The organism is Methylogaea oryzae (genome assembly GCF_019669985.1).
Classification (GTDB): domain Bacteria; phylum Pseudomonadota; class Gammaproteobacteria; order Methylococcales; family Methylococcaceae; genus Methylogaea; species Methylogaea oryzae.
In genome coordinates this window covers 3,853,930-3,869,560 of sequence record NZ_AP019782.1, presented here as the reverse complement: position 1 = coordinate 3,869,560, position 15,631 = coordinate 3,853,930, and the positions used below count along the sequence as shown (strand labels likewise).

Annotated in this window: 16 protein-coding genes; 7 read left to right on the top strand and 9 right to left on the bottom strand. The window is 61.9% G+C overall.

Annotated features, from left to right (window positions below):
• Nucleotide 1 precedes the first annotated feature (1 nt).
• Entirely contained in the window at nucleotides 2-2,704 is a 2,703-nt protein-coding gene (locus K5607_RS17280; protein WP_221047750.1) for a cation-translocating P-type ATPase, read from the bottom strand.
• 318 nt (nucleotides 2,705-3,022) lie between these two features.
• The gene (locus tag K5607_RS17275) at nucleotides 3,023-3,205 is read right to left on the bottom strand and encodes a hypothetical protein (RefSeq protein WP_221047749.1); all 183 of its coding nucleotides are present in this window, start codon (nucleotides 3,203-3,205) and stop codon (nucleotides 3,023-3,025) included.
• A 357-nt stretch (nucleotides 3,206-3,562) separates the two neighbouring features.
• Here K5607_RS17275 and hemW point away from each other — a divergent pair, with 357 nt between their 5' ends.
• Entirely contained in the window at nucleotides 3,563-4,714 is a 1,152-nt protein-coding gene (gene hemW / locus K5607_RS17270) for a radical SAM family heme chaperone HemW (RefSeq protein ID WP_246598914.1), read from the top strand.
• A gap of 272 nt (nucleotides 4,715-4,986) precedes the next feature.
• Complete coding sequence (gene pyrE, locus K5607_RS17265) at nucleotides 4,987-5,634, top strand: orotate phosphoribosyltransferase (protein ID WP_054772636.1); 648 nt, start codon at nucleotides 4,987-4,989, stop codon at nucleotides 5,632-5,634.
• Nucleotides 5,635-5,738: 104 nt separating this feature from the next.
• Here pyrE and K5607_RS18225 read toward each other — a convergent pair whose 3' ends face one another.
• The 4 genes from K5607_RS18225 to K5607_RS17245 all read right to left on the bottom strand — a co-directional run bounded on the left by K5607_RS18225 (nucleotide 5,739) and on the right by K5607_RS17245 (nucleotide 8,987).
• A complete protein-coding gene (locus tag K5607_RS18225) occupies nucleotides 5,739-6,149 on the bottom strand; it encodes a pilin (protein WP_156302252.1) in 411 nt (136 codons plus the stop codon).
• A gap of 220 nt (nucleotides 6,150-6,369) precedes the next feature.
• The gene (locus tag K5607_RS17255) at nucleotides 6,370-6,774 is read right to left on the bottom strand and encodes a hypothetical protein (protein ID WP_054772646.1); all 405 of its coding nucleotides are present in this window, start codon (nucleotides 6,772-6,774) and stop codon (nucleotides 6,370-6,372) included.
• Nucleotides 6,775-6,791: 17 nt separating this feature from the next.
• On the bottom strand, nucleotides 6,792-7,865 hold the full coding sequence (locus K5607_RS17250; RefSeq protein ID WP_221047748.1) for a metallophosphoesterase family protein: 1,074 nt from the start codon (nucleotides 7,863-7,865) through the stop codon (nucleotides 6,792-6,794).
• A 12-nt stretch (nucleotides 7,866-7,877) separates the two neighbouring features.
• Nucleotides 7,878-8,987, bottom strand: a complete 1,110-nt coding sequence (locus K5607_RS17245; RefSeq protein ID WP_054772637.1) for a cytochrome-c peroxidase — start codon at nucleotides 8,985-8,987, stop codon at nucleotides 7,878-7,880.
• 162 nt (nucleotides 8,988-9,149) lie between these two features.
• Here K5607_RS17245 and K5607_RS17240 point away from each other — a divergent pair, with 162 nt between their 5' ends.
• The gene (locus K5607_RS17240; RefSeq protein ID WP_054772638.1) at nucleotides 9,150-9,722 is read left to right on the top strand and encodes an RNA polymerase sigma factor; all 573 of its coding nucleotides are present in this window, start codon (nucleotides 9,150-9,152) and stop codon (nucleotides 9,720-9,722) included.
• Between the two features lie 30 nt (nucleotides 9,723-9,752).
• The gene (locus tag K5607_RS17235; RefSeq protein ID WP_156302253.1) at nucleotides 9,753-10,730 is read left to right on the top strand and encodes a CHAD domain-containing protein; all 978 of its coding nucleotides are present in this window, start codon (nucleotides 9,753-9,755) and stop codon (nucleotides 10,728-10,730) included.
• On the opposite strand, the gene K5607_RS17230 is transcribed toward K5607_RS17235, so the two are convergent.
• Nucleotides 10,727-11,005: a hypothetical protein gene (locus K5607_RS17230; RefSeq protein WP_156302254.1), complete on the bottom strand. Its 279-nt coding sequence runs from the start codon at nucleotides 11,003-11,005 to the stop codon at nucleotides 10,727-10,729. The genes K5607_RS17235 and K5607_RS17230 overlap by 4 nt on opposite strands.
• Nucleotides 11,006-11,154: 149 nt before the next feature.
• Entirely contained in the window at nucleotides 11,155-11,445 is a 291-nt protein-coding gene (locus tag K5607_RS17225; protein ID WP_054772641.1) for a hypothetical protein, read from the bottom strand.
• 395 nt (nucleotides 11,446-11,840) lie between these two features.
• Between K5607_RS17225 and K5607_RS17220 the strand changes: the two genes are divergently transcribed.
• From K5607_RS17220 to K5607_RS17210, 3 genes are all read left to right on the top strand, one after another.
• Nucleotides 11,841-13,085, top strand: a complete 1,245-nt coding sequence (locus tag K5607_RS17220; RefSeq protein ID WP_054772647.1) for a dicarboxylate/amino acid:cation symporter — start codon at nucleotides 11,841-11,843, stop codon at nucleotides 13,083-13,085.
• A 4-nt stretch (nucleotides 13,086-13,089) separates the two neighbouring features.
• Complete coding sequence (locus K5607_RS17215) at nucleotides 13,090-13,734, top strand: class II aldolase/adducin family protein (RefSeq protein ID WP_221047747.1); 645 nt, start codon at nucleotides 13,090-13,092, stop codon at nucleotides 13,732-13,734.
• 168 nt (nucleotides 13,735-13,902) lie between these two features.
• A complete protein-coding gene (locus K5607_RS17210; protein ID WP_221047746.1) occupies nucleotides 13,903-15,291 on the top strand; it encodes a high affinity choline transporter 1 in 1,389 nt (462 codons plus the stop codon).
• 75 nt (nucleotides 15,292-15,366) lie between these two features.
• On the opposite strand, the gene K5607_RS17205 is transcribed toward K5607_RS17210, so the two are convergent.
• Nucleotides 15,367-15,615: a hypothetical protein gene (locus K5607_RS17205; protein ID WP_054773792.1), complete on the bottom strand. Its 249-nt coding sequence runs from the start codon at nucleotides 15,613-15,615 to the stop codon at nucleotides 15,367-15,369.
• Between the last annotated feature and the right edge of the window lie 16 nt (nucleotides 15,616-15,631).

Here is a 15,631-nt window from a genome sequence, read left to right as displayed (position 1 = left end):
CTTATCGGGACGCGCCCGCCCGCCGGTTGGCGGCGGCGCTTCCCGTCAGGCGCTTCCGCAATTCTTCCAGCGCCACCATGCCCAGCGCGAACGGCGCGGCGAACAGCCAAACCTCCGCGCCGATGGGCGCCGTGCCGAACACGCGGTTGCCCCATGGCGTGTAGCCGATGGCGAGGATCAAGCCGATTTCCAGGGCGATACCCCAGAGGATCAACCGGTTGTCGAGTAGCGGCGCGGCGAATAGGCTGCGGCCGGGCGACTTGCAGATAAACACGTTGGCGATTTGTGCGACGATGATGGCGCCGAGGCAGGCCGTGGTGGCCTGCAAATAGAGCGGCGCGTTGTCCGCCAGGAAGTCGCCGTAACGCCAGCCGCCGCCGTGCAGCACGTAGAAAAACGCTGCCATGGCCGCAACCGCTTCCATTGTCCCCAAATACAGATAGGCGCGCATCAGGATGCGCCAATTGAGCAGCGTGTCCGAGCGTGGCCGGGGCGGGCTGGTCATGGTGGCGGGGTCCGGTTTTTCCGCGCCCAGTCCAAGGGCGGGAATCATGTCGGTGCCCAAGTCCACCGCGAGAATCTGGATGATCGTCAGCGGCAGCGGAATTTTAAGCAGCGCAAAAGCCAGGTAAGGCACCAGCTCCGGGATATTGGAGGTAAGGATGTAGGTGAGAAAGCGGCGGATGTTGTCGAACACCGAGCGCCCTTCCTCGATGGCGGCGACGATGCTGGCGAAGTTGTCGTCCAGCAAGATCATATCGGCCGCTTCCTTGGCTACGTCGGTGCCGGCCACTCCCATGGCGATGCCGATGTCGGCCAATTTCAGGGCCGGCGCGTCGTTGACGCCGTCTCCGGTAACCGCCACCACCTCTTTCTTGCTCTTGAGCGCTTCGACGATGCGCATTTTCTGGTCCGCCGCCACTCGGGCGAAGACGATCTCGGGAGAGTCCAGGGCCAGTTGTAACTGGGTTTTGCTGAGTTTGCGCAAGCGGTCGCCGGTGACGACCACCGGGTGTTCGCCTGTGATCAAGCCGATTTCCCGGCCGATGGCCACCGCCGTGTGGGGATGATCGCCGGTTACCATAATGACCTTGATGCCGGCCGTGCGACATTTTTGCAAGGCGGCCGGCACTTCCGGGCGGGGCGGGTCGAGCAATCCCGCCAAGCCGGCCAGCACCAGCTTTTCTTCCAGATGTTGGCCGCTGTGTTCGCCACCCAATTCCCGCCAGGCAAAGGCCAGTACCCGCAGGCCTTGCGCCGCCAAGGTTTCTTGGGCTTGTTGGAAGCGTTGCCGCTGGTCGTCGTGAAGCGGCTCCAGGCGGCCATCCAGGCTAACCTGGTCGCACAGCGGCAGCACCGTCTCCAGCGCGCCCTTGCAGTACAGCACGGCGCCCTGCGGGGTATGGTGGACGGTGGACAGGCGTTTGCGGTCGGTGTCGAAAGGAATTTCGTTGATCTTCGGATACGCGATGGCCGTTCCCAGGCAGGCTTTGGCCATACCCACCAAGGCGACTTCCATGGGATCGCCCAACCAATGGGTGCGGCCGTTGTCGATGGCTTGCTTCAGGTTATGGCACAGGAGGGCGTCTTCGAAAAAACGGTGATGTTCGCGCGCCAAATCCGGTCGCCGGTGCACGTCGGCCAAGCTGAGGTGTTCGCCGTTCAAATATAGTGCGCGGGCTTCCATGCGGTTTTGCGTGAGGGTGCCGGTTTTGTCGGTGCAGATCACCGTGGCGGCGCCCAGCGTTTCCACCGAAGGCAGGTGGCGTATCAGCGCGTTGCGCTTGGCCATGCGTTGGGTGGCCATGGCCAGGGAGAGGGTCACCGTGGGCAGTAAGCCCTCCGGTACGTTGGCGACGATGATGCCGATGGCGAAAAGGAAGTTGTCCCAGAACGACAGGCCCATGGCTTGGCCGATAACGAAAAACAGCACGCCTAGCCCCAAGGCCAGTCCTGCCACGATGCGGCTGAGGCGAACGATCTCTTTTTGCAGCGGCGACAAAATGTCGCCCGCGGTTTGGGTGAGGTGGGCGATCTTGCCGAATTCGCTGTGCATCCCCGTGGCGAATACCACCGCCGTGCCCTCGCCGGAAACGACGCTGGTGCCGGCTAGCAACACGTTGCGGCTGTGGACGGTTTCGTCTTCGCCGGAAGGCAGGGCATCCCGCGCCTGGGGCAGGGATTCGCCGGTGACGGTGGCGTTGTTGACGCGCAGCGAATAGGCTTCGATCAGCCGGCAGTCGGCCGGCACGTTGTCGCCTTCCTGCAAGGCGATAATGTCCCCGGGCACCAGGTCGGCTGCGGGTATGAGGGCGATCTTGTTTTCGCGTAGCGCCTTGACATACTGCGGCAGCAGTTTCTGCAGGGCTGTCACGGCTTGTTCGGCGCGATATTGCTGCCAGAAGGAAAACAGGCCGTTGACTGCGATGACGCCAAGGATGGCGTATCCCAGGGTAGACATGCCCTGCCCCGGTTGCCGAGATTCGGCAAAAAACGCCAAGCCCGCCGCCAGCCATAAAATCAAGGCGAAAAAGTGGCTGAACTCTTCAATAAAGACCAGCCAAAGCGGCTTGCCGGCGAGTGCTTCCACGCTATTGGGGCCGTATTCGGCCAAACGGCGCAGGGCCTCGGTTTGGTCAAGTCCTGATCGGGAGCTATGGAGGCTGGCGACGGCTTCTTCGGTGCCGACTTGGTGGATTTTCACGGAAGACGCCCTCAGTTTCCATCAACTGTCGGGCAACTATAGCGCATGGCTCGGAAAGCCAAATATCGTGAGATTTTTACGAGGCGGCGATTGGGCTTGCCAGCAAGCCGCGGTGGGGGGAATAAAAATGCCTTGCCGTGCGATAGCGCCTTTTGTTGGTGCCGGATGTACTTATAGTCGTTGTTCTATCTCGACATCCAGGCAGCTACCGCATAGCAAGGCGGAGTAATCAGTTCTCCTCTTATCCCTAAGCTTGATTATTAATTCCTTGGGCCTTGCAAACCGTTCCCACCGGTGAAATCACCGGTGAAGAACTGCTTACTTGTTGGCCATCGTGTGCGCCTTGGCAACTTGCTTATCGACTTCGGCTTTGGATTCAGCGTAGCCGCTGGAGAAGCCGGCGCTTTCCATTTCACGGCTCTTCAGCATCACTACCAGCACGATGGCCAGAGCGATTACGCCGCCGATAATCAACCAAAAGTTGTCTTTTTCTTGTTCCATGTTCTTAACCTCTAGAGATAAGTATCAGTTAACAAAAGTGCGTCAAAGAGCGACGCCTACCAACCCACGCAAAGCCACGAGAGCCTGCGCGACGCCGGGACGGCAAAGTGTGCTCCCGCGTTGTTTTTTTAAACAGTCTGTTTCCTTGTGTCAAGCCTTTTGTCTCTGGACAAGTATTAGTGCTTCATGATTAAGCGTCGCATAAGGTATCGGATACCGTCATGCGGCTAAAGGCATTCCAGGGGCTTTCGCGGTAAACTGGTAAGCCGTTTCGCCCAGGAATCGCCGTTTCGTAATGGAAACATTTTTTCGTTTCGTGCAACGCCGGGCGCTTCTTGCCCGTCGGTCGTGATCGCCGTGGATGACGAGCGCTTGGCGCCTCCCTTAGGGCTATACGTGCATATCCCCTGGTGTGTTCGTAAATGCCCGTATTGCGATTTCAACTCCCACCACGCTACGGACACGTTGCCGGAACGGCGCTACGTTGCCGCGCTTTTGGCCGATTTGGAGTCGGAGCTGGCCGTTTGCGGCCCCAGGCCGGTGCAGACGGTGTTTATCGGCGGAGGAACCCCCAGCCTGTTCGGCGCCGAAGCCATCGCCGATCTGTTGGAAGGCATCGGCCGGCGTATTCCGTTGGCCCAAGATGCCGAAATTACCCTGGAGGCCAATCCCGGCACTGCGGAGGCGGGTAAGTTCGCCGGTTTTCGAGCGGCCGGCGTCAATCGCCTGTCCATCGGCATACAAAGCTTCCAAGATCGTCAGTTGGCGGCGCTGGGCCGGATTCACGACCGCCAGGAGGCCTTGGCCGCCGTTGAAATGGCCAAGACGGCCGGTTTTGTCAATTTCAACCTGGATTTGATGTTCGGCTTGCCCGGCCAGGGCATTGAGGAGGCCGCTGCCGACGTCCGCACCGCCATTGCCCTGGAACCGGCGCAAATTTCCTATTACCAGTTGACCTTGGAGCCGGGAACGCCTTTTGCGAAACACCCGCCGGCGTTGCCCGAGGACGGGTTGTTGTGGAATATCCAACAAACCGGGCAGGCGATGTTGTCGGAAGCCGGCTACCGTCAATACGAAGTGTCCGCTTATGCCAGGGCCGGTTTTCCGTGTCGCCATAATCTCAATTACTGGGAATTCGGCGATTATCTGGGTATCGGCGCCGGCGCCCATGGCAAACTGACTCAAGCGGACGGAACAATCCAGCGGCGCTGGAAGCAACGCCATCCCGCCGTTTACTTGGAAAAAGCCGGCTCCGCGCAAGGCGTGGCCGGCGTAGAAACCGTGGCGGCGGCGCAAAAGCCCTTGGAGTTTTTGATGAATGCTTTGCGTTTGCGTGAGGGATTTGCCGAAGGACTGTTCAGTGAGCGTACCGGCCAGCCCTTGGCGGTTTTGCAGCCCGAGTTGGATCGGTGCTGCGCCGATGGATTATTGCTGTATGAGCACGGCAGGATTCGCTGCAGCGAGCACGGCTGGCAATTTCTCGACTCCGTGCTGGGCAGATTTCTTTAATCGTGCAAATAACGCCTGCGTGGTTATGCACATTGGCGTTCATTTCGCGAGCCGGAGCTCGATTAATGCATCGCAGGATAATGTAACCGATTGTTGTTGCTGGGTTATTTGTGCGCCGCTCGATTTGCGGGGACGCATTCGGTTAACCGGTAATCGCCATGGGCTCGGGGCCCTATCCCGTCGTTGTCCACCAAGTTATCCACAGTTCGTGTGGAAAATCCTCATTGCCGACTTTATCATCCCCTCTTATTTTTCCAGCCAGCGGCACCTCTATGCAGCCATTCCAAAGAGACTTTATCCGGTACGCCATCGATTGCGGCGTTTTGCGCTTCGGCCAGTTCACGCTGAAATCCGGCCGCCTCAGTCCGTATTTCTTCAATAGCGGTTTGTTCGACAGCGGCGCGCGGCTGGGGCGGTTAGGCCGTTTCTATGCCGAGGCCCTGCTCCATTCCGGTCTGGAGTACGATCTGCTGTACGGTCCGGCCTACAAGGGCATACCCCTGGTTTGCGCTACCGCCATCGCATTGGCCGACATGACCGGTAAGGAAGTGCCTTTCGTCTTCAATCGCAAGGAGGCGAAGGATCACGGCGAAGGCGGCAACTTAGTCGGCGCGCCGCTCCAAGGCAAAGCCATCATCGTTGACGACGTGATTACGGCGGGAACTTCGGTAAGGGAGTCTGTGGAAATTATTCGCCACGCTGGCGCTACGCCGGCTGGGGTGTTGATTGCGCTGGATAGGCAGGAGAAGGGCCGCGAAGAAACGTCCGCTATCGCCGAGGTGGAAAAGTCCTACGGGATGCCTGTGAGCTCCATCGTCTCGCTGGAGGGTATTCTGGACTATCTACGTGAACACCCGGGCTACGAAGCGGAGTTGGAAGCAGTGGAAGAGTACCGGCGAAAGTATGCGATAAAACCGTAAATTTATTACGTAGGGAAGGTCTGCAACGGAAAAAAGGGTGGCGCAATTGCGACCACCCTTTTCCTTTATCGAGATCGGGAAGCGCTAGACGGCTTCCGGCCTCATTAGCACGAAGCCGGTTTGATGCCGGCCGGCAAGCTGCTTGCGCAAGACCAAGGATTGGCCGCTGCGGGGGTATACGTCAATGCCGAGGTGGCGCCGATAATTTTTGCGCTGGCCGGGGCGGCATAGGTGAAAGTCGCGACACATGCGGTGGTGTCGCCCGTGATAACGATCGCGCCGTATTTACCGGTTACTACTGCACCAGTCGGGGCGGCACAGGTGCCGTTTGCATCGACGTTTTCAGACAGAGGCGTTTTCAGGCCGTCCAGCAGAGAAAAACCTTCCGATGCTTGCGCCTTTGCAGTGTAATCGCTGTAAGCCGGGATCGCGATGGCTGCCAAGATACCGATAATGGCCACAACGATCATCAGTTCGATCAAGGTGAAGCCCTGTTGTGCTTTTTGCATGTTCATAGTGTTTGTGTCCTGTAGTTGAAAAGTGCAACTGACTGCGCAGTGTTATAAGCGAACATCGTGCCAATGACGAAAAAGACCGTTTTCTCGTGTTTCTGACGCTTTACGGCATGTCTTCCGTTTGATCGGGTGGTAGAAAACTGACGTAAAACGTCACTTTCGGTCTGGACAGGGGCAATCGATGTCGCAATGCGCTGACAGATGCACGCCGTAGGCCTCGTCAATGTTTCCCTGGTTCCAGCTTCACCCCCCGCCGTTCGTAAGCGACGTAGGCCAGGATGGCGGTCATGCGCGGGTCGTCGGCGGTCAGGGGCTGGCCTTCCACGGGGTTGCGGATGCACCAGTTGACCATTTCCCACAGGTTGGCCACCTTGCCCAGTTGCTTTTGGAACTTGGGGTAGGTTTCCGGGTGGGTGTTGGCGGCGTTGGGGTGGCACTGGGCGCACACCACGCCGTTGCTGCCCAGCTCCGGGCTGGTCCACAGGCGGCGGCCTTCCTTGACCGCGGTCTGGAATTCCTGTTCCCAGCGTTTGAGGTCCGTGTCGGCGAACTCGTCGGCCTGGGCGGGGACGGCCAACACCAGGCTCAGCAGGGCGGCGGCGGAAAATACTTGGCGGTTACGCATGGCGATGGTCCTTTGGCTCAATAGTGGGTCTGCGGTGGAATGCGCGCGCTGTCGGGCTGGTAGGCGCTGTCTTCCGGCTGCTTGGTTTTGTCGTTGTAGGCCACTTCGCGGCTGCGGTTTTCGTACAGCGTGTAGCGTAGGTCCACGTTGCCGTTGGCCATGTTGATGAACTGCCAGCCGGTGGCGTCCCGTTCGAAGAAGGGGTCGGCCCGGTTCATGGGCACGGTCAGCTTGGGCAGGTACTGCTCGGCCTGGGCGTAGCTGGCGGGATAGGGCCAGGGCCAGGCGGTGGCCATCACCGAGTGGAAGCTGATGTTGCCGATCTGGTTGTACTGGATCTGGTGCACGTGGCCATAGAGCACGTTGACCTTGGCGAACGGTTTCAGCAATTCCTGCACGGGCTCGGCGTCCTCGGTCCAGAAGTTCCAGCCTTTGTAGATCTTCTGCAGCGGCGAGTGGGAGAACACCACCAGCGGCGTGTTCTTGTCCACTTTCTCCAAATCCTGGCGCAGCCACTCGCGCTGCTTGTCGCCCACCATGAAAGGCGAGCCGTTGGGATTGTCCAGGCCGGCCATTTCCGCCATGCGCTGCTCGGCGGTGGGCCAGCGGTTGAAGGTCCAGTCATCAAAGGTGAGGATGCTGTTCAGCACTACGAAGTGCACGCCCTTGTGGTCGAAGCTGTAGTAGTGCGGGCCGAACAACTGGCTCCAGTACTCGCCCAAGTCCAGGTAGTAGTCGTGCTCGCCCATGACGTGGTGCACCTTGCCGCTGAGGGCGGAGAGCATTTCCGCGCCGTGGTCCAGTTCCGGCTTGCTGCCGAGCTGGGCCAGGTCGCCGCCGAACATGATGAAGTCCGGCTTAGGGTGCAGTAGATTGGTTTCCGCCACGGCGCGGATCAGGCCGCGGTCCCAGTTGCGCACGAACTTGGCCCCGCGGATGTGCTGGATGTGGGAGTCGGAAATGTAGGCGAAAGTGAAGTTCTGGCTTTCGTCGGCGAAGGCCAGTTCCACCAGGCTGATGGGCAGGGCCTGGGCTGCCGCAAGGGCGGTGGCGCCTTTGAGGAAAGCGCGCCGGCTGAGGTTGGTGGTCATGACGGCTGCTCCTTATTTGGCTTTGGCGGCGGTTTGGGCGAATTCCGGACTGGTCAGCGCCTGCATGAAGGCCACCAGATCGTCCATCTGCTGACTGGTGAGATTGAGCGGGCGGATACCGCCGCTGAGGAAGTCGTTCACCCTGTCGCCGGCCTTAGCGATGCCGCCGTTGTTGTAGTGGGTCATCACGTCCTTCAGCGTCTTCAGGCTGCCGTCGTGCATATAGGGCGCGGTCAGGGCGATGTTGCGCAGGGTCGGCGTCTTGAAGCCGCCCAGGTCGTCGAACTGGTCGGTGACGGCAAAGCGGCCCAGTTCCGAGGTTTTCTTGTCGGTGAGCACCGCCACGTCCACGTCTACTCCCTTGGCCTTGGCTTCCAGGAAAGCGCCGGCCAGCTTCGGCACATCGGCCTGCACGGCGGTGATGCCGACGCCGATATTGTGGAAGCGGTTGTCGGTGAACAGGGCCTGGGTTTGTTCTATCACGTGGCAGGACACGCAGCGCCCCTGCCCGACGAACACCTGGAAGCCGCGCACCTGGGCCGGCGTCAGCGCCCTCTCATCATGGCCGTAGTACCAGCGGTCGAAAGGCGAATTGCCGGCGACGACGGTGCGCTCGAAGCTGGCGATGGCCTGGGTGACTTCCTTCATGGTGATGGCTTCGCCGGATTTGCCGAACACGGACTGGAAGGCCGCCGCGTAGTCCGGGTCGTTGCGGACGATTTTCAAGATCGGCCCGTGGTCGGGCAGCGCCATTTCCACCGGGTTGAGGAAAGGATACAGTGCCTGGTCTTCCAGGCTGGGGGAGCGGCCGTCCCAGAACTGGGTTTTCATGTAGGCCGCGTTGATGACCGTGGGCGCGTTGCGGGTGCCGGTGAGTTTGTTGACGCCTTCCGACACGCGCCGCGGGCTGTCGGTGAAGGCTTTGGCATCGTCGTGGCAGTTGGAACAGGCCACGGCGCCTGTTGAACTGAAGCGCTTGTCGTGGAACAGCTTGTCGCCCAGCTTGATCTTCTCCGCGCTCTGCGGATTGTCCGCCGGGATGGGCACCGGCGGCAGCCCCAACGGCTCGGCGTAAACGGCGCCGGCCAGCAGCGCCAAACCCAGCAATGCCAATGCTTTCATATTGCCTCCTTACGCAGTTCTGCAACCGTATACACTGACGTAAACACGGAAAGCCGCCATTTATTCCCGGGCCGGGCAAAAATTTTGTGGGTCGGCGCCCGCCGTCGGTGGAAACAATCGGGGATATACTGAAACCGCTCAGACTGACACCGGGATAGGCTCATGGGCAGCATCACCCCCATCGCACAACAAGCGACGCTGGACCATTCGGACCTGTTGTACCGCTATGCCAGGGCGTTGTCGCGCCATCCCCAGGACGCCGAAGATTTGGTGCAGGAAACCTACTCCCGCGCCTTGCGCGCCGGGATTCCCGACAGGCCGGCGGAGCAGCTGAAGGCTTGGCTGTTGGCGATCTTGCGCAATGCCTGGCTGAATACTTTGCGCCAACGGCGCCGAGGCCCGGAATGGGTGGGGCTGGACAACGATCAAGCGGCCCTCCATCCCACGCCGGAACACGATCCGCAAATGGCGCTGATCGCATCGCTGGAGCGGGATGCGCTGCGGCGGGCGGTGCAAACCCTGCCGCTGACGCAGCGGGAGGTCGTCATGCTGCGCGATTTCGAAGGCTTGAGTTACCGAGAGATCGCCGCAATCCTCGGCTGCCCGGCCGGAACCGTCATGTCGCGCTTGGCCCGCGCCCGCAACCAGCTCAAGGCGCAATTGGAACCGCGGGACGGCCGTCCGGCGCAGCATGAAGTCGGGCACCGGCCCGCCGCGTGTCTCAGCGCTTCCTGACTCAGCTTTTCCCTACGGCCAGAGGTGCGCATGGCGAATTTCCACAGCGGAGGTCAAAAATATCCGGCGCTTTGGCCGGAAGAGCGGGCCGACGGCGCCGCCAAACGCATCCTTCGCCATTTGCTGGAAACGCTGGAGTACAACCAGGCGGAATTGCTAAGCGGCAGGGACGGCGAAAGCCTGCACGACTTTCGCGTGGCGGTGCGCCGCACCCGTTGCGCCTTGGGCCAAATCAAGCAGGTGTTTCCCGCGCCCCGCATTCGCCGTTTTGCCGCCGGCTTCGCCGAACTGGGCCGCATGAGCAGCGCGGCCAGGGATTGGGAGGTGTATTTGCAAGGGCTGGATGCCCAGGCGCAGACCGTGCCCGAACCTTTGCGCGCCGCATTGGAGCCGTTGCGGGCCGAATTGAGCCGCCGCCATCGCCGGGAACTGCGGCATTTGCTGCGGCATTTGCGTTCGGCGGACCACCGCCGCTTCCTGGCCGAATGGCGCGCTTTTTTGGACGCCCCCCTGCCGCGTCGCTCCAGCCTGCTCCATGCGACCCAGCCGGTGCTGGTCGTGGCCGGAGGCCGGATCGAAAAAGTCTATCGGCGGGTATTGAAGGAAGGGGAGGCCATCGAGCCGGATTCGCCGCCGCAAGCCCTGCACGAGCTGCGCAAAACCTGCAAAAAACTGCGTTATCTGCTGGAGTTCTTTCAGGCGCTTTATCCGCCCCGCCGGCTCCAACGGCTGGTGGGCATACTCAAGGCGCTGCAGGAGGAGCTGGGAGCCTACCAGGACAGCCAGGTGCAGGTCGCCGCCCTGCTGGAGCTGGCCGCGACGCATAAGTTGCGGCGCGCCCAGCCCATGACGCTCATGGCCATGGGCGCTTTGCTGCGAGATGTGGATCAGCGCGCCGGCCAAGCCCGCGCCGGCTTTGACCGCCGTTTTGCGCTACTGGCCTCCGCCAAAACCCGCCGGCGCTTCGCCGGCTTGCTGCAAGTGGATAACGCCGCGGAAACCGATTAAGCCGCCAGCACCGGCAGGGCGGTTATCGTTACGCCATGGTCCAGGCAGTAGGCTTTCGCGTTTTCCGTGACGATGAGGTTGCGGCTTTTGATTTCCACTTCGGCATCCTGGTCCACGATGTGAATCGTGTCGGCCGTCAGAGGCGGTTTCTCGCATGCGCCGCATTCGTGGCAGCGCGCGGCGCCGATAATGAGGTGCTTGGTTTGTTGCGCGTGCTTGTCGTGGATTTGCGTGCAGTATCCCTGCGAGTCGAGCGCCAGGGTATCGGAAAACACGACGATTCTTTTTGGCAGCGCGATGGATTGGCGTGCCGGATACTGGAGTTTCTGGGCGGAGATGGCTGTTCCTGTAATACGGTATATAAACATTAATATTTCGGGGTCGTGGTTTTTTTTGGGCGCCGTTCGTCGGCGTTGCTGGTTGATTAGGCGTGGTATTTGGCCGGGCTGTTTTTCGATGGGAATTGTCCGCCGACCGCGGTTTTATATTCATCGAATCCCTTGCCGTGAAACAGCTCGTCCAGGGTGAATCGATTGATGGTCGCCAGTTTCTGTTCGGGGCTGCAATCCCGGCAAGGATGCCGCACCGCTGCGCCTTGGGTCGCGGCGCTTTTGTGCGACAGGCAGTATTTGAGCGTGACCGCCATTTGGGCCGATTCGCAGACGAAAAATCCGGTGTCGAAGCTTGCGGTGATGTGGTTATTATTTGTCGACATACTGGCCGTCCTGGTTGGTAGTAATAGGGGTGGCGCTTTGCGCGATTTATTTCAATGGCGCTGCTTAAAACCGATCGCGCTCGGAAAGTCGAGCAAACATCCTATGCCATGGGCAGGCAAACTCAATGCGGCATTTTGCCGCAGTCATTGTTTATGGGATATGCCGCAGGCGATTGCGCGATATGCCGCAATCGACGTGTTTATATATAGCGAGTGATTATCCGGCCGTGCCTAAATATCGGCTTGTCGTTTCCCGACACGGCTGCGTCGTTGGCCATCGTTCTATCGCGACGGGGCGTCGGGCCAATCGCGGCGCGCCGTTTCCAGGGTCGGGCATGCGCTTAGCCAAGCCGGCAGCCTTGGCGGGGGCGGCATGATACCGCACAATGGCCGCCATGAAACCTAGTCTCAACGTACAAATTCTCGTCGCCGCCGTTTCCGGCGTCCTCCTGGGCTGCTGGTTGGGCGGCCTGCCCGCCGACGGCGCGCTGCGCGCGGGAGGGTTGCTGGCTTGCGATATCGTCGGCGGGGTGTTCGTCGATCTGCTGAAAATGGTGCTGGTTCCGCTGGTGTTCCTCTCCATTGCCGCCGGCGTCGCCAACCTCAGCGCCCACGAGCATATGCACCGCATTTGGCGCGTCACCTTGGCGTTTTTCCTGTTCACTACCGCTTTGTCGGTGGCGGAAGGGCTGCTGGTGAGCAATTGGTTCCGACCCGGCGCCGGGTTGGACGTCTCCCTGTTCCGCGACGCCATGGGGCATTACCAAGGCCAGCAATTGTCCTTGGGCGAGTTCGGCGACAAATTCATCCATTCGCTTTTCATGAATCCGGTCAAAGCCATGGCTCAGGGGGACGTGTTGGCCACGGTGATCTTCGCCCTGTTCGTCGGCGTCGCGTTGGTGGCGTCCGGGGAGCGCGCCGCCGGATTGCTGCGCTTGATGAACGAAGCCTGGGGCTTGGTGATGCTCATCGTCGGCTGGATCATGCGGCTGGCGCCCTTCGGCATCGCCGCCCTGCTGGCGAAACTGGCCGCCAGCCAGGACGCGGCCTTGCTGGTCAGCCTGGGAAAATTCGTGGCGGTGGTGCTGGGCAGCGTGCTGTTCCACGGCTTCGTCGTGCTGCCGGGGATTTTGTATGTGCTCACCGGCGTGACGCCGGCGGCTTTTTTGCGCGGCGGGCGGGAAGCGCTGATCACCGCTTTCGCCACCAGCTCCAGCTCCGCCACCCTGCCCGTGACCCTGGGCTGTACCCAGCACCAATTCAAGGTGGATCCCGGCATCGCCGGCTTCGTTGTGCCCCTGGGCGCCACCGTCAATATGGACGGCACCGCCCTGTATGAGGCCGCCGCCGCCCTGTTCGTCGCCAACCTGGTGGGCGTGGAGCTGAACCTGGCCCAGCAGCTGGTGGTGTTTTTCACCGCCATGCTGGCCGCCATCGGCGCGCCCGGCATCCCCAGCGCCGGCATGGTGACCATGGTGATGGTGCTGCAAGCGGTGGGCCTGCCGGCGGAAGCCATCGCCATCCTGTTGCCCATCGACCGCTTCCTCGACGCTTTCCGCACTATGGTCAACGTGGAGGGCGACATGATCGGCTCCCTGGTGGTGCAGCGCGTTGTGCGGTCTGCGTCCGCTAAAACCTGACGATATGACCGAACAAGAAGGCGTCATCAAATACCGCCTGGATTACCGCGCCGCGCCGGCCGCGGCGGTTCCCGGCTTCGCCGAGCTCAATGCGTGGCGCAGCGTGTTGTTCCGGCTGGGACTCATCGGCCAGGATCCGGCCCGCTACGGCGGCCTGGGCTACGGCAATCTCAGCCTGTTGCTGGACGGCGGCGGTTTTTGCGTTACCGGCACGCAAACCGGCCATTTGCCCCATCTGGCGAAGGAGCAATACGTGCGGGTGCTGCGGGCCGATCCGGCGGGCAATTATTTGCAGGCCGAAGGCCCCGTCCCGCCTTCCTCGGAAGCCCTTACCCACGCCGCCGTCTATGGCGCGTCGCCGACCGCCCGCTGCGTCGCCCACGGCCATAGCCCGGAAATCTGGCGATTGGCGGAGCGGCTGGGCTTGCCCACGGTGGCGGCGGGCATTGCTTATGGCACGCCGGCCATGGCGGAAGCGGTGAGTGCCTTGGTGGCGGCGGATCCTGCGCAAGGCGTCATCGCCATGCTGGGCCACGAGGACGGCCTGCTGGCCTACGGCGCCACGCCGGAGCTGGCCTGCTGGCCGCTGGCGTGCTGCTTGGCGCGGGCGTTGGCTTTCGATTCCCCTCCCCCCACGGGAGAGGGCTAGGGTGAGGGAGTCAACTATGGACTTCCGTCAATGTAAGAAGTCGGCCGCAGCGTCGCACAAGAGGCCGGCCAGCGAAACGGTGTTTGTATTTCCCCTAGCCCCAACCCTCTCCCTGGGGGAGAGGGAGCAGGAGTGCCGCGATTTTCATGGCAAGCGGATAACACAACCATGAGCCCGGTCCTGCTCGGCATCGTCGTCTACGTCGCCGCCCAACTGGCGGTGGGTATCGTTGTCACCCGCCGTATCCGCAACGAATCGGACTACCTGTTGGCCGGCCGCAGCATCGGCTTCGGCTTGGGCACGTTCACCGTCTTCGCCACCTGGTTCGGCGCGGAAACCTGCATCGGCGCCGCCGGGGCCATCTACGAAAACGGCCTGTCCGGCGGCAGCGCCGATCCTTTCGGCTACGCCGTGTGCCTGTTCCTCATGGCCTTGTTGTTCGCCGTGCCGTTGTGGCGGCGCGGTCTCACCACCTTGGCGGACCTGTTCCACAGCCGCTATTCGCCCGGCGTGGAGCGCGCCGTGGTGTTGATGCTGGCCCCCACCTCGGTGATGTGGGGCGGCGCGCAAATCCGCGCCCTGGGCCAAGTGCTGGCGGCGTCTTCCGCGCTGGAAGTGGACATCGCCATCACCGTCGCGGCGGCGGTGGTGATCGCCTACACGGTCTACGGCGGCATGCTGGCCGACGTGATGACCGACTTGATGCAGGGCATCGCCCTCATCATCGGCCTGGGACTGCTGTTTTACGCGGTGGCGCAGGCGGGCGGCGGCTTGCAGGCGTCGCTGGCGTCCATCGAACCGCAACGCCTGCGGCTGTTCGGCGGGCCGGACATGCCCTGGCTGGACGTGGCGGAAAACTGGGCCATCCCCATCTGCGGCTCGGTGTTCGCCCAGGAACTGGTGGCGCGCATCCTCGCCAGCCGTTCGCCGGAGACGGCCCGCGCGGCGTGCCTGGCCGGCGGCTGCCTGTATCTGGCGGTGGGACTGATCCCGGTGTTCATCGGCTTGGTCGGCATCCGCCTCATGCCGGGCTTGGACGAGGCGGAACAACTGTTGCCGCAGCTGGCGCTGAAGCACCTCCCCGCCTTTTCCTACGTATTGTTCGCCGGCGCCATCATCTCGGCGATTTTATCCACCGTGGATGGCGCCCTGCTGGCCGCCGCCGCCTTGGTGTCCCACAACCTCATCGTGCCGCTCCGGCCGACGATGGACGACGCCGGCAAGGTGCGCACCGCCCGCGCCATGGTGTTCGTTTTCGGCTTGGTGGCCTACGGTTTGGCGCTCGGCAGCGACGGCGTCCACACCCTGGTGGAGGAAGCCTCCGCTTTCGGCAGCGCCGGCGTGTTCACGGTGGCTTTGTTCGCCCTCTATACCCGGCGCGTCGGCGATCGCTACAGCGCCTACGCGGCGCTCGCGGCCGGCATGGGCGCCTGGCTGGTCGGGCATTTTTGGCTGGATTTGTCCCACCCCTATTTGATTTCGCTGGGAGCGGCACTGGGGGGGTATTTGCTGACGGCGGCGGCGGAGGCCCGGCTCTGGCCGGCCGAGTCGCGCTGAGGCGGTGGACGAAGGCGCCGGGCAAACAAAAACGCCGGCGCGAGGCCGGCGTTTCTTCGAGCGTCCGCAGCGATCTTACGGATAGAGAACTTTCGGCGTGAAGTAGGCGCCGGGATACTTCGGGTCGGCTTCGCTGGCCTGGGCGCTGTCGCTGGAAGAGGAGGAAGCGGACGAGGAAGAGGCCGCCGAAGGATCCGCTTTCTGCAGAATGGTCGGCTGGAAATCGTAAGCGGGATGCTTGGGATCGTCGCCGGCGAAGGCCGGAGCGGCCAGGATCACCGGTGCCAAAACGGCGCTGAGCGTGATGGTGAGCAATTTCGACATGTCATTGTCTCCTTCT